Raw genomic sequence first — 24,767 nt, forward strand, 5'->3', positions numbered from 1 at the left:
TGCTAAATTTAACCGCTTGTATTCAATTGACTCTCTTTATTTATCAAGGCTAGCACATTTATAAACAATTTTTTAAATAAAGGCGGAACGGAATGTTCGCCTCGATTTCGCATTTCATTAGATAAAGCAATCGCTAAATCGGGCTTTGATGTCTGTTGGATAGCTCGTTTAATAATATAAGATATCGGAAATTTTTCTTGTGAGCGCCAATTTGCTAAACGGACAAACACATTGCGTAACCCCGCTTTATAGAAGAAATGTTCAATATCCTTTTGTGGCAAAGTAGTCAAGCGCTTAGAGAACTCTTCGTCCATACTTTTAACTGTTTCTGTATAACGCTTTCCTGCCTCATCACCATCGGTTAAAACATACCACTCAATTCCCATTGCCCTTGCATATTTGATAAGCGGACGTAGCCCACATTGTGCAAACTCAACAATTTTGATACCTTCCATCTCCAAATTAATCTCAAGTAACTTTGCCAATTCACTTAAAATCCAAACCTCTGTTTCGCCTTCAACTAAAATCCACGCTCGAGCAAATAAAACCAAGCCGCGGTTATGGTGAATATGGAAGGTTAATTTCCGCAAATCATCTTTACCAAGATGGCTTCTATCTAAAAGATAAGCCTGAGTACGATCTTGATAGCGAACCAAACGGCAAATTTCTTTTAAAGGAACTTGAGAAACCACCTCCATTGAATTGGTTGTGGTAATACGTTGGCTTGGTAACAAGCTTAACAACTCCCAAAAAATCGCGATCATTCTAGGATGTAATTGAGCATTAAGATCTTCAAATAGAATAATCGGCTTATCTATGCTATTACCTTCTTGATTAAACAGAAATAATGCTGAAATATGGTGTTGAACTTTCTCTCTTAGGATCTCATTCTGATTAAGCCGCAAACATAGCGATTTAACCTTTTCCCACCATAAGCTGGTATCTTGCATACCAGTTTTCATTAAAGTACGACTTTGAGCCGTTAGAAAATAGTATTTCAAAAGCGAGGAAAGCGCATTTAGCTCTCGTTGAAACTCATCTTGATGCTCATAGTGACTCTGTAGAAGTAGCTCATCATGTACCCGCTTATTCAAACGTGCATCACGCAGACGATAAACCGAGTGTTGCCGAATAAAACGCTTAATAAGTTTTTCAGCTTGATGAAGTGAAATCGGTTTTAAATGTTGATCGACAAAATGATATTCAGTTATCACACTATCTTTGGTTAGTTTACCACTGACTTTTAGCGACAATTGCCGCAACTGCTCATTTAAAGGAAAAAAGAACGAGAGATAAGGAGAAAACCTTTCTGATAAATGCTCATCTACCTGTTCTTCAGAAAAAGTAAACACAAGTTCAATATCTTGCACTTGCTTAGGTGTTTGAGAATATTGGATATGAAAATCTTTAAAAGTAAACTGATATAACTCATTTTCAAGATTAAAAATCAGGCTAAGGGCATCAATTAAGCTTGATTTTCCCCATGAATTCTCACCAATTAATACCATATTGGGAAGTAAAGGGAGAGATAAGCGATTAATACCACGAAAACCTGAAATTTCAATCTGCTTTAAATACATAAATCTGTCTCTATCAGCTTAATTTTTTATAATTTCGTAGCACGGCTGATAAGCTTCTCCGGTTGGTATCTTCATACGATGCTGTACGATAAAACTTTCTAGCAACTGATCAATACTCTCCATTAAAGCCTTATCACCGTGCAATTTAAATACACCGTATTTTTCAATTAAGTCTGAAGTTTCCGGCTTAATATTCCCTGCTACAATGCCGGAAAAAGCACGACGTAAATTCGCTGCTAACTTCTCTGAAGGTTGATTTAGACTCAAGTCCAAATTCGCCATATTCTCATGAGTTGGAATAAACGGCTTGATAAAATCTTCTTCAATCTTTAACGACCAATTAAAACTGTAAGCATCGCCACTTTCATAACGGCTATTTTTAACTTCATACATAGATTGTTTCACTTTACGTGCAACCAAAACCGGATCATCAATAATGATTTCATACAAACTACGAGCTTCCTCACCCAATACCTTGCCAATAAATTGATCAATAGCGTAAAAATATTCTGCCGACTCCTTCGGGGCTGTTAAGATAAGCGGTAATTTCTGTGCGTGATTCGCCGGATTTAATTTAATACCGATAATATAAAGTAATTCCTCCAACGTACCCGGACCACCCGGAAAGACCACAATCGCATGCCCCAAACGCACAAAAGCTTCTAAGCGTTTTTCAATATCCGGCATAATCACCAATTCATTAACAATCGGATTAGGTGGCTCAGAAGCAATAATTGAAGGTTCAGTAACCCCAATAAAACGCCCATTTTTATAACGCTGATTAGCATGGCCGATTGCCGCCCCTTTCATCGGAGCTTCCATCACCCCAGCGCCACAGCCGGTCACAATATTAAGTTCACGCAAGCCAAATTCTTGTCCTACTGCACGGCAATATTGGTATTCAATTTCATTGATAGAATGACCGCCCCAGCACACAACTAAATTTGGATCAGTATTCATTTCAATCGCTTTTGCATTACGCAAAATTGAAAATACCGTATTGGTTGTTAAAGTCTCCAAAGAGGTTTCTTCAAACGGTCGGATCGTATTTTTCAACGCATTAACAAACACAATATCCCTTAACACCGCAAAAAGATGGTATTGAATATTTAAGATCATCTTACCATCAACAAAGGCACTTTCCGGTGGGTTATGCAACTCCAGCGATACGCCTTTTTCGCGAGTGAGTAGGCGGATTTCAAAATCAGGATACTGATTTAACAAGGCCCGACTGTCATCCGTATGAGCTCCTGAATTCAGAACTGCTAATGAGCAATTACGATAAAGTTGATATAAATTCCCTTGCGTATTTTTTGCCAATAATTGCATTTCCAAATGGGAAAGCTGCTCCATACTACCTTTCGGATTTACTCTGTGTACTGCCATTTTCGCTCCTTTTTTGCAAGATATTCTTCAAATAAGACCGCTTGTTACTTCAATAGTTTATCAATTACACGGCTAACCGCAAAAAAACCGAAAGTTGCAGTAACCATTGTTACCGCACCAAAGCCGTTGGCACAATTCATTGTAGCGGAAATTTCACAACCCTCACCCATTTTCGGGAAAATTAATTGCTGAGTGGACGACACACATTCCACACCAAATTTACTTTTATTGCTAAATCCATATTCTTTACGCAACAAGGTACGAACCCTTGCCGCCAAAGGATCTTGCACGGTTTTGCTTAAATCGGTAATCTGAATTTGTGTTGGGTCAGTCTGCCCTCCGGCCCCACCGGTAGTAATTAATTTGATTTTATTACGCTTACAGTAAGCAATTAAAGCCGCCTTGGTTTTCACCGAGTCAATCGCATCAATTACATAATCATAGCCACGATTAAGGTAGTCCGGAATATTTTCAGGGGTGATAAAATCATCAATAATCTCCACCACACATTCAGGGTTAATTCTCTCAATGCGTTCTTTCATTGCCTCGGTTTTCAGCTGAGCCACTGTGCCACTCATTGCATGAATTTGGCGATTGATATTAGTCACACAAATATCGTCCATATCAATCATGGTAATCTTGCCAATACCCGAACGAGCCAAAGCCTCCACCGCCCAAGATCCCACGCCACCAATGCCGATCACACAAATATGCGAACGGCGTAGCTTTTCAAGCCCTTCAGGCGTATAAAGGCGGCCAATACCGCCAAAACGCTGTTCGTAGTTGTCGATTCTCTCTGCCATTTTAAACGTTCCCGTTTTTAATATTTTCCAACTCTTCCCAACGCTCAAAGGCTTGCTCTAACGCGAGTTCTGTATCCGCAAGTTGCTGTAATTTCGCTTGAGTATAAGTCTGATCTTTAGCAAAGAAATCAGCACTGTTTACCTCAGCTTGCAAGGCTTCAATATCTGCTTCTAGGGCTTCCATTTTTGCAGGCAACTCATCAAGCTCACGTTGGTCTTTGTAAGAAAGCTTGACCTTTTTCGCTTCATTTTTTAGCTTTTCTTGCTTCGGTTGTTCTACTGCAAGCGGTTCTTTTTTAGCGGAATTTTGCAAATTATCTGCACGGGTAGCGTGGTAATTATCTTGCTGCTGTTTGGCATCAAAATAGCCGCCGATATATTTATTCAGCACGCCGTTGCCTTCAAAGAAGTAGCACTCTTCCACCGTGTTATCAATAAATTGACGGTCGTGGCTCACCACCAGCAACGTGCCTTGATAATCGGCAAGCATCTCTTCCAACAGCTCTAGCGTTTCCACATCCAAATCATTGGTCGGTTCGTCCAGAATCAATAAATTATTCGGTTTCAGCAATAATTTTGCCAATAACAAACGATTACGCTCCCCACCCGACAAGGCTTTCACCGGGGTCATTGCCCGTTTCGGTGGGAAGAGGAAATCTTGCAAATAGCCTAAAACATGGCGTTTTACGCCATTGACTTCCACATCTTGTTTACCGTCAGCTACGTTATCCATCACGGTTTTTTCTAAATCTAATTCCGCACGGTATTGGTCAAAATAGGCAACTTCTAATTTTGTACCGCAGCGGACTGAGCCAAAAGTTGGCTGTAATTCGCCTAACAAGAGTTTAATGAAAGTCGTTTTACCACAACCGTTCGGACCAACTAAAGCAATTTTATCTCCACGTTGAATCGTTGCTGTAAAGTTTTTGAGCAGCGTTTTGCCCTCAATTTCATAACTTGCATTTTCAATCTCAAACACAATTTTGCCGGAGCGTGCAGTTTGGTCGAGCTGAATTTTCGCTGTGCCCTGCACCTCACGGCGGTTACGGCGTTCTTCCCTCAAAGCTTTTAAGGCACGTACACGCCCCTCATTACGCGTGCGGCGAGCTTTAATGCCTTGACGAATCCAGACTTCCTCTTGTGCAAGTTTTTTATCAAAAAGCTCATTTTGCAAAGCCTCAACCCGCAAATCTTCTGCTTTTTCTTCTAAATATTTATCGTAATTGCTCGGATAAGACACCAACTTACCGCGGTCTAAATCCACAATACGGGTCGCCATTTTGCGGATAAACGAACGGTCGTGGGAAATAAAGATGATCGAGCCTTTGAAATTGAGCAATAAATCTTCAAGCCACGTAATCGCTTCCACATCCAAATGGTTAGTTGGCTCATCTAATAAGAGAATATCCGGATCTGCTACTAAGGCACGAGCTAAAGCTGCACGGCGAACCCAGCCACCTGATAATTCGCATAGACGTTTTTCAGGATCAAGCTCCAATAATTTCAAGGTATCTTGAATCCGATTTTCAAACTGCCAGCCGTTGTTATGCTCTAATTGTGCTTGAATATGGGATAATTTCGCCAATAGCTCATCGCTATAATCGGTCAGCATTTGTTGAGAAATGTAGTGATATTGCTTTAAAAGATCGCTTAAATGAGCAATTCCTTCCGCCACATAATCAAATACCGTATCTTGAATATGACGTGGTGGATCTTGTTCAAGACGAGTGACCACAATATCTTTCTCAAAAATCAACTTGCCGTCATCAAGCTGTACTTCACTGGCAAGCACTTTCATTAAAGTCGATTTGCCCGCCCCGTTTCTTCCTACCAAACAAACCCGCTCGTTCGGCTCGATGTGTAATTCAGTGTGATCTAATAAAGGATGATCGCCAAAACCTAAATAGGCGTTGGATAAATTAAGTAATGCCATAGTTTTTATATCAGAATGATTTTACAAATTTTAAATTGCTTGATTATAAAAGAAGGATGGAACATAGCCCATCCTATATACTTTAAGATAAAAATCCGCCAACCCCTTTAAACTTCTCTACAAAAGCCACGACTTTCTGAAAAACCGTCTGCTTTTTAGTCTTATATTGTGGATTTAGCGGGCTCATTTTAGGTAGAAGATCATTTAAATCTGTACCATTTTCGCTAGCATATTCTCGTTTAAGAGAGGCCATTATATACCTCTTCGCCGCATCTATATTTAAACTTTCGCTCTCAATTAAGCTATCCGCTTCTCTTTTTTGCTCTTGCTGAGCAAAGCGGAAAAATTCATCAATAACAGTTGCTTTATCAGGAATTTTATCTAAATCGGTTTGATGGATAAAATCAACAACTAGACTCTCTTTTGCTCGATTATCAATGCTCGCACGAATTGTTCGGCGAATTTCTTCAATCAATGCTGGTTTGTTTTTGAGTTTCTTATTATGTTCAAAGATCAACTCTAAAATATAATCTAAATTGATCTCTTGGGATTTTAATAAATCGACTTCAAAAACGACATCGCTCCAATCAATTTGAGATTTTTCCGCATTGCCGTTTTGAGTTCGTTTCCTTTGCCATTCACGAATATCGTTATAGGCAGAACGATAATCTTGTAGCTGCCTATCAGATAAAATCACGTTATTGTTCGGAAGATATAGGCCTTCAGGCTCTTTCAATGCATTGTCTGAATATGTGGTGTTTTTTAATGCGTAAAATTCATCGTAATTATGCAACACATTTTCCAAACGCAGATACTCGCTAAATAGTTTGGTAAAGGCTTTTTTATCTTCCTCGGTGTCAAGCTGAGTCGGATCTGGGAATGTCATTTGTAGTGCCTTAACAACCTCTCGATAACCTCGATGATAATTTCCATTAGTATCTTGATAGCCGTCCATATATTCTTTGAAACTATGCTCTAATACGATATTTCGAGTATTCGTATTACCAAACAACGTAATGGCATCTATCGTATCTTGCTCCAAATTACGGAAGGTGACAATATTCCCGAAAGCCTTGGTTGCATCATAAATACGGTTTGTACGGGAAAAGGCTTGTATTAAGCCGTGATAACGCAGATTTTTATCCACAAATAGCGTATTCAGTTTAGGGGCATCGAAACCGGTTAAAAACATACCAACAACAATCAATAAATCTACTTCTTGATTTTTAACTCTCATTGCCAAATCACGGTAGTAATTTTGGAATTCTTTGCTTTCCACACCATAATTAGTTTTAAATAACTGATTGTAATCATTGATTGCCGACGTCAAAAATTCTTTTGCTGAGCTATTCATTGCCGTTGGTTCAAAGGTTTCATCAACAATTTCACCAATCGAATTTTGCTCCTCATTTGCAGCAAAAGAAAAGATTGTTGCAATTTTTAACGGATTTTCAACCGCTTGTTGTTGAATTTTGAACTGTTCGTAATAGGCTTTTGCCGCATCAACCGAACTTACCGCAAACATCGCATTAAAGCCTTTGCCGGTAGTATTTAAGCGGTGCGTTTTTTGATTAAAATGGGTCAAAATATATTGGGTAATTTCTTTAATTCGTTCTGGATGCAATAGTGCCTGTTTATTTTCAAAAGCAGTTAACTTGTCCAAATCTTTTTCGCTTTCTATTTCACGGAATTTTGGGCGAACATTATTGTAATCTACCTTAAATTTCAACACTTTTTCATCACGAATGGCATCAGTAATGATATAAGAATGCAGTTGAGAACCAAATACACTGCCTGTATTTTCTGAGCCTAATGCATTACCTTTACTAATCAATTTTTCATTCTCTATTTTGTCTGGAAAAATAGGTGTACCAGTAAATCCAAACTGGCAGAATTTTTTAAACTTTTTCTTTAAATTCTTTTGGGCCTCGCCAAATTGAGAGCGATGGCATTCATCAAAAATAAAGACGACCGGTTGAGAATAAATTGCCAAATCACTTTCAGATTTCATTAAATTATTCAGTTTCTGAATTGTGGTAACAATAATTTTATTATCATCTTTCTCAATGTTACGCTTTAAACCTAATGTACTTTCCGAACCATTTACACTATCAGGAGAAAAGCGTTGATATTCTTTCATCGTCTGGTAATCCAGATCTTTTCTATCCACCACAAAGAACACTTTATCAATAAAATCCAATTCGGTGGCAAGACGTGCCGCTTTAAAGCTGGTGAGCGTTTTACCCGAACCTGTGGTATGCCAAATATAACCGCCGCTTTCTAAATTTCTCCAATTATTAGTTAAATAGGTATTTTGAATTTTCCACAAAATGCGTTCCGTTGCCGCAATTTGATACGGACGCATAATCAACAACGTATTACTTACATCAAATACGGAATACTGGATTAACACATTCAGTAAAGTATTTTTTTGTAAAAACGTGACGGTAAAATCTTTTAGATCCTTAATCAAGGTATTATCCGATTTTGCCCAGTTCATCGTAAAATCAAAACTGTTTTTATCTCGCTTAGTGGTGTTGGCAAAATAACGGGTATCTGTGCCGTTAGAAATAATAAAAATTTGCAGAAATTTAAACAGTGAATTTTCTGAATTAAAGCTCTCTTTGCTATAACGATGAATTTGGTTAAAGGCTTCTCGAATGGCCACCCCACGCTTTTTCAACTCAATTTGAACTAACGGCAAACCATTCACAAGAATCGTCACATCATAGCGATTAAAATGCGTACCTTTTTGCTCAAATTGATTGATGACTTGCACTTTATTACGAGTAATCTCTTTTTTATCTAGTAAATAGATATTTTGAATCCGCCCGTTATCAAACACAAAATCATAAATATGATCCTGATGAATTTTTCGGGTTTTCTCGATAATACTTTCTGAGACTTTATCGAGATATTCATCAACAAAACGTTTCCATTCTGAATCTAAAAAACGCACATTATTTAATTTTTCCAACTGCTCACGCACATTCATCAGCAATTTTTCTTGGCTATTTAAATCAGGACGATATTCATAGCCTTGAAACTGCAAATCGGCAATCAATTCTTTCTCTAAATCCGCCTCGGTTTGATAATAATTTGGCTGCTCAATTTTTTCGTATTTATCTAAAACGATGAAATTGTTGGTTTCGGTGATAGGGAGAATATTCATCATAAAAATTAGCCTTTATATATATTTAAATCAGAAAACTTAATATACCTCGGTTTGAATTTAAAAACCTTGTTTATATTCTCACTTTCGCTTAAATAAGTAACAAGAAACTTTAAAACCCTTTTATCATTAGAATTTACAAATGACATTTCCTCTCCAGAATGTTTTGAATGGCTTCCAAAATTAACTCTTCTATTTGTATACGCTTGAATTCTCTTGTTATACAACTCAGGGTTATTTTCATTGCTTGTAGGTAGCAACTCCTTAAATTCATAATACCCTAAGAATGTAGAGACCTTTTCCAAAATATTCCTAATAAAATTAAAGTGATATTTTTCTACTTTACAATCATCAATCTCTTTATCCTTAAAAAATTTCAACTTATAAAAAGTTTTTTTATTTTCTTTCTTAAAATATTTTTTAATCACATATAAACCATTAAATTCTGGAAATTCTCCACAGAATTCATCTAACTCTTCCTGTGCCAACCCATTATTAAATAGCATTTCTATTCTTTTTTCTTTATTTCCTCTGAATTCCTCATTAATCAGCTCTTTTAATTCTTCTTTTAAGACCTCTTCCTTAAATAGATCTTCCAACTGATTTTTGAGATATACCTGATATGCAAATGGAGAGTCACTTTCTTGTTTAGAAAGAATAAACTCATCATAATTTATCTTTTCTAACCTATAAGAAACACTCTCTTCCTTTCTGAATTCATTATGCAATACATTATAAAAAAGTGGGTTGTATGTTGTAATAATAAATCTCAGATTTGATTCACTTGATTTTATCAGTTGAGCAATATCAACAGCTAATTCAATAAGATGATTTTCATCTAATGAGCTAACCGGATCATCAATAAAGATATATTCTAAATTATTAAATTTATCTGTTGAACGCTTTTCTATTTCAGCAATATTCAATTCTGAGATAACTTGATCAAATAATGAATAAAAAATACTCCAAACAAAATTACTTTCCTCTCCTTTAGAAATTTTAATATTTTCCTGAATAGAATCATCACCTCTTGCATAGGAAAAAGTCACTTCAGAATAAGCTGGAATGGTAATGTCATCTCCATCCTCATTTTTAACTATATATTCTTCATTAAAGTTAGGGGTTAGTTTTTTATTGGTGTAAGTCTGAAATATTTTAGTAACATTATCTTCTAATCCCTGCTCTATAAAAATCCAATCAGTAAAGGAATTTTTATGTATTTTTAATTTAATTTTTGAATCATTTCTTAAATTATTATCCCAATAAAACAAATCTTCCGTAAAAGATGAATAATATAGGATTTTCTTATACTTCAATTCTCCGCTATACTCATTATCTTCTTCTAATCTAGAAGCAATAAACTTTTTAAACTCACAAGATAATCGAGTTTTTCCAGTGCCATTAAATGCATAAATTAACTGAACTTTTTTACCGTTACTCAGTTCTTTTGCTATATCATCTAAACTCTTACTCATATATAAGTCCTATAATTTCGGAAAATCCAACAACTGCTCCCGATAATACTCATACTGTTTACATCTTAACGCAATTTCTTTTGGCAAACCTTCACTGATAGAATTAGTCAAGCGGTCGAATTTATCTAAAATTTTAACGATTTTTTGTTGTTCGGAAATAGAAGGAACAGGAATTTTCAATTTTTTCAAATTATCATTGTACAATCTCTGAATTGTTCCACCCTCTGCTATATTCCAATTAGCTATTTGATAAATATAGAACAAGAATTTATTTAAAACTTGACTTTCATCATTTTCAATCCAAACTATATTACTATCTTGAAAATAAGAGTCTTCTCCATCAAAAACAACCGTTCTTCCTATTGTTCCTGCTGCTGAAATTAAAATATCACCTTTTTTAGGATAACTGTATTTTTGTTTATACTCTTCAAATAACTCTCTTGAAATATACGAATTTGCTTCTTTTCCAAATGTTCCAATTTTATAAAATGGAATATCTCCCTCGCTAGTTGTCTGTTCTTTTAAAATTCTTTTACACATTCTAACTTCACCAACCTCCCCCAAAGCCCTAAACACCACTTTACCACTGTGGCACAAGGCTTTAATGATGTCGTTATACCCCTCCTTATCTAAATCTTGCGGGAATGTCAATAGGGTTTCTCGGTAATATTGATATTGTTTTTTCCGCAGAGCTAATTCAGCTTCCAGCGTAGCTTCCAGCTCAGTGAATTTGTCAAGTGTTTTTACAATTTTTTCTTGGATTGATAGTGGAGGGATTGGAATTAACAAGCTAGATAAATCTTTTGGATAAACATGCGGAACACCAGAGCCTTTCTTTAAATTGAAGATCCGTTGTTGCCTAGATAATAAAAAGTGATACACATATTTTGTGATTAAGACTTCTAAATCGGGTTTTACTGAAAAAGCATCCCCTAAAAAAATTGGCTCATTCCAATACATTAAAAAACCAGCATAAGCTCCACTACCTGCAACAGTAATCGTTTCCCCTTCTCTATTATAGTTCCCAGTATAATACGCAGGTTTTTGTCCACCACTAATAACAGGGATATTTCCTTCCGTTGTGTCTTTTGCAGTAATGACTTGCCCTCTTTTTAATTCGGCAACCTCTCCCAAAGGCTTCCACTCTACCTCAGCCCCATTTAATAATTTCTCAATAATTTGATTACTCATTTTGCAAATTTTCCTGATTTTTATACCGCTTGTTTTTTATTGGGGCGAATGTAATTCGCCCCTACGATGATAACCGTTGATAAAATTTCAACCGTTTGTCAAGTCTTGACAATTTAAATTATTGACCTTTGGATCCATTTCAGTATAATGACCACCAATAACTCCCCTAGCTTTGCCAACCCACGAGGTTGGAACCACAAGGTTGGGGGCTTTCTTTTTTAGGCTTTCTGCCATAATTTCCACTTACTCAAATCTGTCACAATACCCATTTGTTGTAAATTAATTGCATTATTTTCAACATTGGGAAATTCTTCCAAAAGTGCCAAAAATCTTGTTCCCCAAGTTGAATTTGGGCAAATCACATCTAACATACGCTTCATTAAACAAAAATAGACAAAAGACTGAGCAACATTAAGCTGTTTCCATTGTTCATCTGGTAAGCCTTTCAGATTTGCTTTGAAAATAATCGGTTTATTCCATAAACGGCTATGATGAGCGGAGACATTTCGGATAAAATTAAAAGCGTGCAAATGCGTTTGTAAATGTTTCCCGTATTTTAAGTGATAAATTTTAGCAATGCGGTCTTTATCTTTCGATAACATTCCCTTGTAAAGCATCGACATTGTGCCGAAATCCCATACTTCGCTGGCTGCCCAAATCGGTAAATCGCCATAATGCTCTAAATGATGCTTAACAAAACTGCTTTCTGATTCTCTATTGATTAGATTTTGATATTTATCTAACCATTTTTGATGTTCAAAGTGCGGTTCAAAATACTGTGATTTTTGATGGACTAACGGTTCATATTTACCTAACTCATAGGCGATACTCACTCTTAAAGCAATTTCAATACGTTCTAAAGCATCAAGTGCTAACTGCCTGAGCTTTTTGTCAAAAATATACAATGCTTTTACATCTTCAAAGCGGCTATTAGGAATAAACTGGTCAAGCCGATTTTTAGGACTGCTTGGATCGATTTGCCTAAAAGAATACAAATAACCACTTAGCCGATAATAACCAAGGCTTTTCAAGTAACCTAAGGCTTTCTTTTCGTCATTAATCAACATCCCTCTCTCTTGTAAAAGAGCGAGCTGTTCATTAAAACTTTTCCAAATTTTCTGCTGCTTCATATGTATAATTATTTGCAAATTTTCCTGATTTTTATACCGCTTGTTTTATGTTTGGGCGAATTACATTCGCCCCGACTTATAAATCTCCCTCAATCTCCGCCACAATGGCATCAATTTCCGCTCGTAAGCAGTCAATTTTTGCGACAGTTTCGCTAATTTCGGCATTGAGTTCGGCAATGTTAATCACTTCTCGGGTATCTTTTTGTTCCACATAAGAACTTACTGCAAGGTTGTAATCATTTTCGGCAATTTGGCGGTTATCGATTGATTTTGCCAAATGATCCACGTCAGTTTTATCAGCAAAGAGTTTAAGAATTTGCTCAATATGCTCATCAGTCAGCACATTGTTGTTGGTTTCTTTTTTAAACAGTTCGCTTGCATCAATAAACTGGGTTTTGGTGTCGGTTTTATGTTTGGAAAGCACCAAAATATTCGTTGCAATGCTTGTGCCAAAAAAGAGATTGGACGGTAAAGCAATAACCGTTTCCACCACATTTTGTTCGATTAAGTATTGGCGAATTTTTTGTTCCGCACCACTGCGATAAAAAATACCGGGGAAAGTGACAATCGCTGCCCGCCCTTTTGCGGAAAGGTAATTTAAGGCGTGCAGAATAAAGGCAAAATCGGCTTTGGATTTGGGGGCAAGAATGCCTGCCGGTGCAAAACGTTCATCATTAATTAATGTGGGATCATCAGAACCAATCCATTTAATCGAATAAGGCGGATTAGATACAATCGCATCAAAGGGTTTGTCATCTTTTAATTTCGGATTGATAAGCGTGTCGCCCAATTCAATATGGAATTTGTCATAATTGATATTATGCAAAAACATATTCATACGGGCGAGGTTGTAGGTAGTGTGATTGATTTCTTGCCCAAAGAAGCCATCTTCAATCACGTGATCATCAAATTGTTTTTTGGCTTGTAATAATAAAGAACCCGAACCACAAGCCGGATCGTAAATTTTATTGACCGCACTTTGTCCATATAGGGCCAGTTGTGCAATCAATTTAGACACATTTTGTGGGGTGAAAAACTCTCCGCCGGATTTCCCTGCATTCGCAGCATAATTAGAGATAAGAAACTCATAAGCATCACCAAACAAGTCAATTTGATTATCTTCAAAACGACCAAAATCGAGTTCCGCTACGCCTTTTAATACCGCAGCAAGACGTTTACTTTTTTCACTGACACTACTGCCCAATTTACTTGATCTCGTATCAAAATCAGCAAATAAACCTTTAATATCTTGCTCCGACGGATAACCTACGGCAGAACTTTCAATAGCCTCAAAAATCTCCGCTAATTCAATATTGAGTGCCTGATTTTGATGTGCAGTTTTTGCTACATTTTTAAATAACTGGCTTGGGTAAATAAAATAGCCTTTGGTTTTTACTGCATCTTCTTTAATGCCAAACGCATCAATTTCTTCATCGGAATAGGTAGAATAATCAACACTTTCATCGCCGTTAGCGATATATTCTGCAAAATTTTCACTAATAAAACGGTAAAACAGTGTGCCTAATACATATTGCTTAAAATCCCAACCATCTACCGCTCCACGAACTTCGTTTGCAATTTGCCAGATTTGACGCTGGAGTTCTGCTCTTTGTTGAATAGCTGCCATTTATTTGTTTCCTAATATAACTCGTATATTAAAGCGGTCGAATTTCCCCAAATTTTTGCATATTGTTTATTTGCAAAATTCTCTGAAAAAACGACCGCTTGTGTAGGTTAAGATTATTCTTCTGTTGAAGTTTCTACATTCTCTGCATTAGTGTCTGCGTTGCCAAATTCATCAATGCTGTCATCTTCTTCAGGCTCACACACTCGCTCTAAACTTACAACATGTTCGTCTTCTGCAGTGCGGATAATGCGAACGCCTTGGGTGTTTCGCCCAACTAGGCTGACTTCAGCAACCCTTGTACGAACTAGTGTGCCGGCATCGGTAATCAGCATAATTTGGTCGGTATCAAACACTTGAACTGCTGCCACGACTTTACCGTTGCGTTCATTCACTTTGATTGAAACCACACCTTTGGTTGCACGGGATTTCACCGGATATTCACCAATGACGGTACGTTTACCGTAGCCATTTTGGGTGACGGTTAAAATATCGCCTTCGGTGCGAGGAATGACCAATGAAACCACGCGGTCGGTGTCTAGGCTCACGCTTGAAGTATCTTCCGCTTCCTCATTTTCAATTTCAATGATTTCCGCTTCTTCAATCTCATCACTTGAAATTTCGGTGGTAGCAAGTTTGATACCACGCACCCCCGTTGCGGTTCTGCCCATTGCACGCACGGCTTTTTCTGCAAAACGGACTACTCGACCTTGTGCCGAGAACAGCATAATTTCGCTTTCGCCATCGGTGATATCCACACCGATTAATTCATCGCCTTCACGAAGTTTTAATGCAATTAGACCGCTTGATCTCACATTGCTGAACGCATCTAAGGAGACTTTTTTCACCACACCGCTTGCGGTTGCCATAAAGATAAATTTATCTGCCGAAAATTCGCCATTTGGAATCGGTAAGATTGCAGTAATACGTTCGTTCTCTTCTTTCACTAACGGCAGAATATTGACAATCGGCGTACCACGTGCACCACGGCTAGCTTGCGGTAATTGGTACACTTTTAATTGATATAAACGACCACGGCTTGAGAAGCAGAGAATGGTATCGTGGGTGTTCGCCACCAATAGTTTTTCGATAAAGTCATCTTCTTTCATTTTCGTTGCAGACTTACCTTTACCACCACGGCGTTGAGCTTCGTAGTCGGATAACGGTTGGTATTTCACATAACCTGCGTGAGAAAGCGTTACTACCACATCTTCTTGGGCGATCAAATCTTCAATGTTGATATCGCCTGAAGCTGCAGTAATTTCGGTACGGCGTTCATCGTTAAAGGTCGCCTTAACCAGCTCTAATTCTTCACGAATTACTTCCATTAAACGATCTGCACTGTTTAGGATGCGTAATAATTCGCCAATTTCAGTTAATAATTCTTTGTACTCTTCAACGATTTTTTCGTGCTCTAAGCCGGTTAAACGGTGTAAACGTAATTCCAAAATCGCACGGGCTTGGGCTTCTGATAAATAATATTGACCATCACGCACGCCTAAGTTTTCCGGTAAATCTTCCGGACGAGAGGCATCCACCCCTGCGGCTTCTAACATTGAGGCAACATTTCCTAATGCCCAAGGGCGAGCTAATAAGCCTTCACGTGCTTCCTCAGCCGTTTTTGAGGCACGGATCAACTCAATAACAGGGTCAATATTCGCTAATGCAATCGCCAAGCCTTCTAAAATATGAGCACGTTCACGGGCTTTGCGTAATTCAAAAATGGTACGGCGAGTTACCACCTCACGGCGGTGTTTCACAAAGGCTTCGATGATTTGCGTTAAATTCAAGACTTTCGGCTGACCGTTATCTAACGCAACCATATTGATACCAAAAGTTACTTGCATTTGGGTCAGTGAATAGAGGTGGTTTAATACCACTTCGCCTACAGCATCACGTTTGATCTCAATAACAATTGAAATACCTTTTTTGTCCGAATAGTCATCAATTTTACTAATGCCTTCGATTTTTTTATCTTTCACTAACTCAGCAATTTTTTCGATCAATTTTGCTTTGTTTACTTGGTAAGGCAGTTCGGTTACAACAATCTGCTCACGGCCTTTGTCTGTGGTTTCCACGCTTGCTTTCGCACGCACATAGACTTTACCACGACCGGTGCGGTAAGCTTCTTCAATCCCTTTACGACCGTTGATAATTGCCCCTGTTGGGAAATCCGGACCTGGAATGTATTGCATTAGCTCTTCAACGCTAATATTTTCGTTATCAATGTATGCCAAGCAGCCATCCAGCACTTCGCCTAAATTGTGAGGCGGAATATTGGTTGCCATACCTACTGCAATCCCGGAAGAACCGTTTACCAATAAGGCAGGAATTTTGGTTGGAAGTACGTCAGGAATCATCTCTTTGCCATCGTAGTTTGGCGAGAAATCCACGGTTTCTTTATCAAGATCGGTTAATAATTCCTGCGTAATTTTTTGCATACGCACTTCGGTATAACGCATTGCCGCCGGTGCGTCACCGTCAATTGAGCCAAAGTTACCCTGCCCGTCAACTAACATATAACGTAATGAGAACGGTTGTGCCATACGCACAATAGTGTCATACACCGCAGAGTCACCATGCGGGTGATATTTACCGATAACATCACCCACCACACGGGCTGATTTTACGTGTGGTTTATTATAGGTATTGCTATTTTGATCCATTGAGAATAGTACACGGCGATGAACCGGCTTTAAACCGTCACGCACATCAGGCAATGCACGCCCAACGATAACCGACATGGCATAGTCAAGGTAAGAGGTTTTTAATTCGTCCTCAATACTTACGGGGATAATATCTTTGGCTAATTCGCTCATTGAAATTTCCTAATTTTATTGGTAAAAGAGCCTTAAACCACTATGGTTAAATCAGGCGAAAAATTGTCGTAAGTATAGCATGAAAAGCAACAAAAAGGGGGAACAAGCGGTTATTTTCTTTCGGTAAAACGCGGTTTTGCCGGCATTCTTAACGCAATTCGCTCACGATTTGTAGCTAATGCGGTTTCAGTCGGCTCATAATCAAGCCAAAGTGAAGAATCTTCCGGTAAGTCCTCAGCCCAGAAATATTGCACATTAAAGCCTCTTGCCAAGCACTCCTCATGCAGTAGATCGTAACGTTTTTTCAAAAAAGCGAGTTTATTGAAGAAAAAACGAACATGTCCTTCGCCTAATTTATAATCTTCCGGCTGACCTTTTAAGCTGAACTTACCTTTCGCCACCGCATTAGGGATACGAGTAAGTTCACGATGTTCCGCCAATAAATGTTGATCGCACAATTCGGACGGAGGAACAAGGTTGATTCGAGTCATTGTGATTTTCCTTTTAGACTAAATACGTTATAGTAACAGCCAAATTTACCATAGGAATAACTTATGCAAAATGTCGATCAACAAGAAATTACAAAATTTGAAAAAATGGCACAAACGTGGTGGGATCCTAATGGCAGTTTCAAGCCAATTCATCTGCTTAATCCGCTACGTTTAGCCTATATTTTAGAAAAATCGAACGGTTTATTCGGCAAAAAAGTGTTAGATGTCGGTTGTGGCGGTGGTATTTTAAGTGAAGCGATGGCGAAACAAGGGGCAATTGTCACCGGCATTGATATGACCACCGAACCGCTTGAAATTGCCAAACAGCACGCTAAACAAAGTGGTTTGAAAATTGACTACCAACAGACCACAATTGAAAATTTTTTGGAAAAAATGACCGCTTGTCAGGCTGAAAAATTTGATGTGATTACCTGTATGGAAATGCTGGAACATGTGCCGGATCCGCTGTCTGTTATCCAAAGCTGCAAAGCGTTGCTAAAACCAGACGGTATTTTGTTTTTCTCAACCATCAACCGTACCTTTAAAGCTTATATGTTGGTAATTATTGGGGCAGAATATGTGTTAAAAATGCTACCTAAAGGCACCCACGAATTTGAAAAATTTATTAAGCCTGCGGAATTATTGACGTGGTGCGATGAAGCTAATTTACGCTGCGATGAGATGAAAGGGTATCACTTCAACCCATTAACCGAAAAATTCCGGCTAAATAATGATGTGAGCTGTAACTACATTGCCACGCTTAAAATCAACAATTAACTTGCAAAATAGCACGAAATCTTTACTATACACCGCTTATTTCTCAGCCTATACAATAGATTATGACAGACGAAACCCAACAAAAAGACAAAAAAATTACATATAATTTCAATAAGTTACAAAAACGCTTACGCCGAAATGTGGGTAATGCGATTGCCGATTTTGGTATGATTGAAGAAGGCGACCGAGTCATGGTTTGCCTTTCCGGTGGTAAAGATAGCTACACGTTATTAGATATATTGCTAAATCTACAACAAAGTGCACCGGTTAATTTTAGCGTTGTTGCGGTTAATTTAGACCAAAAACAGCCAGGCTTTCCGGAAGATGTGCTGCCTCGCTATTTAGAAAGCATCGGCGTGGAATATAAAATTGTGGAAGAAAACACCTATGGCATCGTCAAAGAGAAGATTCCAGAAGGTAAAACCACCTGCTCACTCTGCTCACGACTTCGTCGTGGAATCTTATATCGCACTGCTACTGAACTTGGGGCGACTAAAATTGCGTTAGGCCACCACCGCGATGATATGCTGGCAACCTTATTCTTAAATATGTTCTACGGTGGCAAAATGAAAAGTATGCCACCAAAGCTAATTTCTGATGATGGCAAACAGATTGTGATCCGCCCGCTTGCTTACTGCAAAGAAAAGGACATCATTAAATACGCCGAAGCCAAGCAGTTCCCGATTATCCCGTGTAACCTGTGCGGCTCACAGCCGAATCTTCAGCGCCAAGTAGTAAAAGAGATGCTAAACACTTGGGATCGTCAATACCCGGGCAGATTAGAAACTATGTTCAGTGCCTTGCAAGATATTGTCCCATCACACTTATGCGACCCAAGCCTGTTTGATTTTAAAGGCATTAAACACGGTCAAATGATTGATGGCGTAGAAGGCGACACCGCTTTCGATAATATGAAAATTGAAGCAAAAACCTTTTTAGATGAAGATGATGATAACAATTTTGCTGAAGCGGGTGTGATTCAATTTAAAGCTGTTGATTAAGCCACCATATAAACACACAAGCGGTGACATTTTAGCTGAAATTTGCAAATTTCTTTTAAAATGTCACCGCTTGTAGTTTTACTCATTTATGACTCACCTATATATCGTACACTCCTAATATAAGTTTTCTGGCTATAACCATAAAAAACACTATAAAAAATAATTTATTTATGGATATACACAGAAAAATAAATATGATCAACAGACCAAATTACCATCAACAACTCAAACCATTTATCAATACACCGCTAATTAAAGTCATCACTGGCATTCGCCGTTCGGATAAATTGACCGTGATGAAACTGCTGCGAGCAGAGTTACTTTCACAGGGTGTGGCAGAGGCACAGATAATCCACATTAACTTTGAAAGTTTTGCGTTTATGGTGGACCTTAATCTCGCTCGCTACATCACGGGTGCGAACTCATACTTGCTCTCTACCAAGCTTTCCACTTACCTTGCCGGACGGTATGTAGAAATCCCGATTTTTACCTTATCTTTCAATGAGTTTTTGGCATTTAAAGCAAACCATTCTGCGGAAAAAACACAAAATCCGACCACCCTTTTTAATGAATATTTGCGAAAAGGAGGCTTTCCGATGGTGCATACTGGCAATTATGAGCTAGAAACAGCATATAAAATTGTGCAGGATATTTATACGTTGGTCATTTTGCGAGACACGGTGCAACGCCATAAAATTCGTGATGTGGAGGTGAAATATCATTTTCTATTTGGAATGGAGACAAATTGGCAGAATTAATACAAGCTCACTTCCTAAGAGAGGATATAGCACCTGATGATATAAAGAGTTTATTAAGAAAATCTTTAGCAATGGTTGATGAGCCAGAGATATCTATTTTACACTTTAAAAAATTAGCCAAGCACTTATTTTCCAGAAAAATGACAAGCAAAGATGATTACTTAACAATATTTAGACAGCTATACATATATACATCTATTTTGTGGATATGGTCAAGAAATGAAAATAACACTGAAAGTGCTTATATTTCTTCAGAGTTCTTTATATTACATACTTGGAATGTGTATAAGAAGTATATAGGTAATAAGAAAATAAGAGGACATTGCCCTGTTTATCAACAGCTAATTTCTTTGATTATGTTACACATGAGAATTTCAGAAGAATATATACAACGAGCTGTCATTCCATTATCACAAGAAAAGTACTTGTTATCATCTTCTATAGATCTATCTTCTGTTGATATAAATCTTAAATTATTTGATATTTTAAGCCGAGTTTCTTTACTTGGGATTTGGAACTCTTGGTTATATCAAAGAGTTAATGAAAAGCATAAAGACTTTTTAACCAATAGGCATTATGAGCTAACCAACTTGGTTTGGAATGTTATTATAAATAACAGTTCCTTATGTTCCCCTTATATAGATAACCAAATTATAGATATTTCTATTGCCATTATATTCCTAAATTCCCCTAAGGGTATTAATACCAATAACATGATAGGATGGCTTAATCAAGTTATAGATAATTGTGCATTTTGCCTTAATCAAATAAGGAGTTACATAACGACCATAAATAATTATAGAGATTTAATAGACTTTATAGATTTTTCTGGAGATAGAAATAAATTTGAAAAACTAACAAGTGCATCTGCATTCTATCCATATTTGTTTTTATTTTTATCTCAGTTAAAAGATGATTTAGGTACAAGTAGAATTTATTCTATTAAGAAAGAGCAATTGTCTCATTGTAGCTTTCAAGTATTCTTTTTTAATCGTATTTCTGAAGGTTATCTATATAATGATGAAGAAAGACACGGTGCGACATTGCCTAATGTTGATATCTCATCTCCAGAGAAATTTCTAGAACAATTAAATTTTGAAGTTAATAACCAAAAAGAAAATTTTGAGAATATATCTGCAATTAAACACGGGTTTTATCCTATTGCATTACTAGCTTGTAGGCACTACAGACTACCAGTTCCAATAAACTTTTTCCTAACGGGAGATAACAGCTAATTATTTTATATAAACAAGCGGTAAATGTACCTAAAAACTTTGCAACTATCCTCTGCACATATAAAAGGTGTAAAAGAATTGCTTCTTTTACACCTTTTTCCAGAAAGAATTACCAACAATACTAACCCGCCACCCATAGCATTATCGCCAGTATCTGTGGCAGCATAATGCGTAAGAACATGACCAGAGGGTAAACCGTGGCGTAAGAAAGTGCGGCGGCACCATTGCCTTCTTTAATTTCATTGGCGAAGGCGAGAGCTGGTGGGTCAGTCATTGAACCGGCGAGTAATCCACAAAGGGTGAGGTAATTCAATTTGCCATAAAGTCTGGCAATCAAGCCTGTGATCATCAGTGGAACAAAGGTAATCATTGCTCCATAGAGAATCCATTCCATACCATCACTACTGAGTAGCGTTTCCAGAAATCGCCCACCGGATTTTAAGCCTACAACAGCCAAGAATAGGACAATCCCAATTTCACGTAAGGCGAGGTTGGCACTTGGTGGCATAAACCAATAGAGTTTGCCGAAACTGCCGATACGCGCCAAAATTAATGCTACCACCAAAGGCCCGCCGGCTAAGCCGAGCTTTAATGCCACAGGGAAACCAGGTACATAAATAGGCACCGAACCTAATAATACCCCCAATCCGATACCGATAAAAATCGGCAGCATTTGTACTTGTTGTAATTTAGATTGTGCATTGCCAATAATGCCCATTACCGTTTCAATGTCAACCTGACGACCAACTAAATTCAGTACATCACCGAATTGCAGTGTCATATCACCATTTGGAACCAACTCTACTCCGGCTCGATTGAGGCGTGAAATTACTACATCATACTTACCTTTAAGCATTAGTTGGCGAATTTGTTTACCAAAAACTTTTTCATTGGTTACCACTGCACGTTCTGAACGGTAAATCGTACCTTTAGTTGAAACCGATACATCAGCTACTTCACCTAAAATGATCTGCATTTTATGTAACGCAGCTTCTTCTCCAACTAAATGTAATATATCGCCAACTTGTAATACTGTATCAATTTTAGGGATAGAGAGTTCATCGCCCCGTTTTAGTCGAGAATAAGAAACTTCATGCAAATCAAAATCTGGCAACTGATTAAGTTTTAACCCATTAATATTCGGATTAGTTAAGCGAACATTCAAACTATTAAGCTGCTCTTTACCTGGATTTTGTTCTTGATTAAATGCTTCTGCTTCTTTATCTATATTGATTTTTAATAGGATACGAACCAACCACATCGTAAGCAAAATCCCGATAATGCCAAAAGGATAAGCAATCGCATAGCTCATCCCCATAATTTCGGTCACATTGCTATTACTTAATTCAGATAGAACCTGCTGTCCTGCCCCTAAAGAAGGCGTATTGGTTACTGCACCGGAGAATATCCCTAAAATTACCGGTAAAGGCACATTGAAGAATTTGTGAATAAGTACTACTAATACACCACTTAACAGTACGATTAATACTGCAAAAGCATTTAGCTTTAAGCCGGAATGTTTAAGCGATGCAAAAAAGCCGGGCCCCACTTGGATACCAATCGAATAAACAAACAAAATCAAGCCAAACTCTTGAATAAAGTGCAAAGTATGAGCGTCAAGCTTGACAGCAAACTGCCCCATAAAATGGGAGACCAGTAATCCACCAAAGAGTACCCCTCCGATACCCAATCCAACCCCTCTTACCTTAATATGCCCAATCCACAATCCTAATACTGCCACTAAAGATAATAAACTGACAGTAAGTGCAATTTCGCTCATTACAGCCTCTCTTTAATATAAAATACCTCCAAAATGGTAGCTTATTCTAACAAATCTCTACGAGTAAAAATGCGATCTATGTCAAAAAACAGAATATTGATAGCAACACTCCACTGCCACACACCAAAGTAAACTTTCAAAAAAGTTCCTCAATTGCTAAAAAAATTCTCGACAACTTATTTTTTTTCAGTAAATTAAATAAGTTTTATATTACTTAAGGAAACAAACACAATGTTATCAAACGAAGTTTTTATTTCGATTATCGTTTTGTTGGTACTGAGTTTACTCAGAATTAACGTGGTAATCGCATTGATTATTTCTGCATTAACTTGCGGAATGATTGGCAATTTAGAAGTCGAAGGTGTGGGCTTTGCTGATGCCTTAGACAAAACTATCAAAAGTTTCACTGGAGGCTTAGGTGGCGGTGCAGAAACCGCGATGAACTATGCCGTTTTAGGTGCTTTTGCGGTTGCGCTTTCAAAATCAGGCGTAACTGATTTACTCGCTTATAAAGTGATTAAATCCTTCGGTCACAGCCCGTCAGGACGTTCGGTATTTTGGTTTAAATATATCGTACTCTTTGTATTGACCGGCTTTGCAATGTCTTCTCAAAACTTAATTCCGATTCATATTGCCTTCATTCCAATTTTGGTTCCACCACTGTTAAGCGTCATGAATAAATTACAGATTGACCGCCGTGCAGTTGCCTGTGCATTAACTTTTGGCTTAACAGCAACTTATATGTTAATTCCGGCAGGTTTCGGACAAATCTTTATTGAAAGTATTTTGGTTAAAAATATTAACCAAGCTGGAGAGCAATTCCAATTATTCGCAACAACCCCGGAAATGACTAAGGCAATGCTAATCCCGGTCTCGGGCATGATTTTAGGTTTATTGTTTGCATTTTTTGTTTCTTATCGCAAACCACGTACTTACGTAGAACCACAAGCAGAGCTAACTGTAGATAATATCGAAGCACGTGTTGCCAATATTAAGCCATTCCACATTGGTATTAGTATTATTGCGATTATCACCACCTGTTCTATCCAATTAGCAACTAATTCAACCATTATCGGGGGATTAGCCGGTTTAGTCATTTTCGCATTTGGCGGCGTATTTAAATTAAAACAAAGCAATGATGTTTTCCAAGACGGCTTACGTTTAATGGCAATGATTGGCTTTGTGATGATCGCAGCCTCTGGCTTTGCCGGCGTGGTGAATTCTACCGGTGGCGTGCCTGAATTAGTAGAAAGTTTACGTACGGTAATCAGCTCAAAAGAGATGGCAGCCCTATTAATGTTAGTGGTCGGTTTGTTTATCACAATGGGCATTGGCTCATCATTCTCAACAGTGCCGATTATTACTTCAATCTACGTTCCGCTTTGTGTTTCTTTTGGTTTCTCACCACTTGCAACAATGTCTATTATTGGTGTTGCCGCCGCATTAGGCGATGCAGGCTCTCCGGCTTCTGACTCAACGCTTGGTCCGACATCAGGCTTAAATGCAGACGGAAAGCACGATCATATTTGGGATTCTGTTGTACCAACCTTTATCCACTTTAATATTCCATTATTAGTATTTGGTTGGATTGCAGCAATGACACTTTAAGTTA

The 24,767-nt window shown here is 37.8% G+C and carries 17 protein-coding genes; 5 read left to right on the plus strand and 12 right to left on the minus strand.

Going from position 1 to position 24,767, the window contains the following annotated elements; genetic code table 11:
- Positions 1-8 precede the first annotated feature (8 nt).
- The 11 genes from A4G16_RS06330 to A4G16_RS06380 all read right to left on the minus strand — a co-directional run bounded on the left by A4G16_RS06330 (position 9) and on the right by A4G16_RS06380 (position 17,604).
- A complete protein-coding gene (locus tag A4G16_RS06330; RefSeq protein ID WP_165889175.1) occupies positions 9-1,580 on the minus strand; it encodes a DUF2813 domain-containing protein in 1,572 nt (523 codons plus the stop codon).
- Between the two features lie 18 nt (positions 1,581-1,598).
- Positions 1,599-2,966 (minus strand): nucleotide 5'-monophosphate nucleosidase PpnN, encoded by a 1,368-nt coding sequence (gene ppnN, locus A4G16_RS06335; protein WP_165889176.1) that lies wholly within the window; start codon positions 2,964-2,966, stop codon positions 1,599-1,601.
- Positions 2,967-3,010: 44 nt separating this feature from the next.
- Complete coding sequence (tcdA, locus tag A4G16_RS06340; RefSeq protein ID WP_165889177.1) at positions 3,011-3,769, minus strand: tRNA cyclic N6-threonylcarbamoyladenosine(37) synthase TcdA; 759 nt, start codon at positions 3,767-3,769, stop codon at positions 3,011-3,013.
- Between the two features lies 1 nt (position 3,770).
- Positions 3,771-5,702, minus strand: coding sequence for an ABC transporter ATP-binding protein (locus tag A4G16_RS06345; RefSeq protein WP_165889178.1), 1,932 nt, complete (start codon positions 5,700-5,702; stop codon positions 3,771-3,773).
- A gap of 82 nt (positions 5,703-5,784) precedes the next feature.
- On the minus strand, positions 5,785-8,877 hold the full coding sequence (locus tag A4G16_RS06350) for a type I restriction endonuclease subunit R (RefSeq protein ID WP_165889179.1): 3,093 nt from the start codon (positions 8,875-8,877) through the stop codon (positions 5,785-5,787).
- A gap of 5 nt (positions 8,878-8,882) precedes the next feature.
- Positions 8,883-10,349 (minus strand): anticodon nuclease, encoded by a 1,467-nt coding sequence (locus A4G16_RS06355; RefSeq protein WP_165889180.1) that lies wholly within the window; start codon positions 10,347-10,349, stop codon positions 8,883-8,885.
- A gap of 9 nt (positions 10,350-10,358) precedes the next feature.
- Positions 10,359-11,540, minus strand: a complete 1,182-nt coding sequence (locus A4G16_RS06360; RefSeq protein WP_165889181.1) for a restriction endonuclease subunit S — start codon at positions 11,538-11,540, stop codon at positions 10,359-10,361.
- Positions 11,541-11,758: 218 nt separating this feature from the next.
- A complete protein-coding gene (locus A4G16_RS06365) occupies positions 11,759-12,670 on the minus strand; it encodes an Abi family protein (protein WP_165889913.1) in 912 nt (303 codons plus the stop codon).
- Positions 12,671-12,746: 76 nt separating this feature from the next.
- On the minus strand, positions 12,747-14,297 hold the full coding sequence (locus A4G16_RS06370) for a type I restriction-modification system subunit M (RefSeq protein WP_165889182.1): 1,551 nt from the start codon (positions 14,295-14,297) through the stop codon (positions 12,747-12,749).
- 113 nt (positions 14,298-14,410) lie between these two features.
- Complete coding sequence (gene gyrA, locus A4G16_RS06375) at positions 14,411-17,113, minus strand: DNA topoisomerase (ATP-hydrolyzing) subunit A (protein WP_165889183.1); 2,703 nt, start codon at positions 17,111-17,113, stop codon at positions 14,411-14,413.
- 110 nt (positions 17,114-17,223) lie between these two features.
- On the minus strand, positions 17,224-17,604 hold the full coding sequence (locus A4G16_RS06380) for a pyrimidine dimer DNA glycosylase/endonuclease V (RefSeq protein WP_165889184.1): 381 nt from the start codon (positions 17,602-17,604) through the stop codon (positions 17,224-17,226).
- Between the two features lie 63 nt (positions 17,605-17,667).
- Here A4G16_RS06380 and ubiG point away from each other — a divergent pair, with 63 nt between their 5' ends.
- The 4 genes from ubiG to A4G16_RS06400 all read left to right on the plus strand — a co-directional run bounded on the left by ubiG (position 17,668) and on the right by A4G16_RS06400 (position 21,375).
- A complete protein-coding gene (gene ubiG / locus A4G16_RS06385) occupies positions 17,668-18,381 on the plus strand; it encodes a bifunctional 2-polyprenyl-6-hydroxyphenol methylase/3-demethylubiquinol 3-O-methyltransferase UbiG (protein WP_165889185.1) in 714 nt (237 codons plus the stop codon).
- 62 nt (positions 18,382-18,443) lie between these two features.
- Positions 18,444-19,382: a tRNA 2-thiocytidine(32) synthetase TtcA gene (ttcA, locus tag A4G16_RS06390; protein ID WP_165889186.1), complete on the plus strand. Its 939-nt coding sequence runs from the start codon at positions 18,444-18,446 to the stop codon at positions 19,380-19,382.
- 194 nt (positions 19,383-19,576) lie between these two features.
- A complete protein-coding gene (locus A4G16_RS06395; RefSeq protein ID WP_237052357.1) occupies positions 19,577-20,140 on the plus strand; it encodes an AAA family ATPase in 564 nt (187 codons plus the stop codon).
- Positions 20,128-21,375 carry a hypothetical protein gene (locus tag A4G16_RS06400; protein WP_165889187.1) on the plus strand — a complete coding sequence of 416 codons (1,248 nt, stop codon included), beginning with the start codon at positions 20,128-20,130 and terminating at the stop codon, positions 21,373-21,375. Before A4G16_RS06395 ends, A4G16_RS06400 begins: the two co-directional genes overlap by 13 nt.
- A gap of 121 nt (positions 21,376-21,496) precedes the next feature.
- Here the strand turns inward: A4G16_RS06400 and A4G16_RS06405 are convergent, their stop codons facing one another.
- Positions 21,497-23,155 (minus strand): putative transporter, encoded by a 1,659-nt coding sequence (locus tag A4G16_RS06405; RefSeq protein WP_165889188.1) that lies wholly within the window; start codon positions 23,153-23,155, stop codon positions 21,497-21,499.
- Between the two features lie 231 nt (positions 23,156-23,386).
- Here A4G16_RS06405 and A4G16_RS06410 point away from each other — a divergent pair, with 231 nt between their 5' ends.
- Positions 23,387-24,763 (plus strand): Na+/H+ antiporter family protein, encoded by a 1,377-nt coding sequence (locus A4G16_RS06410; protein ID WP_165889189.1) that lies wholly within the window; start codon positions 23,387-23,389, stop codon positions 24,761-24,763.
- Positions 24,764-24,767 lie beyond the last annotated feature (4 nt).

It is taken from the genome of Mannheimia granulomatis (assembly GCF_011455695.1).
Classification (GTDB): Bacteria; Pseudomonadota; Gammaproteobacteria; order Enterobacterales; family Pasteurellaceae; genus Mannheimia; species Mannheimia granulomatis_A.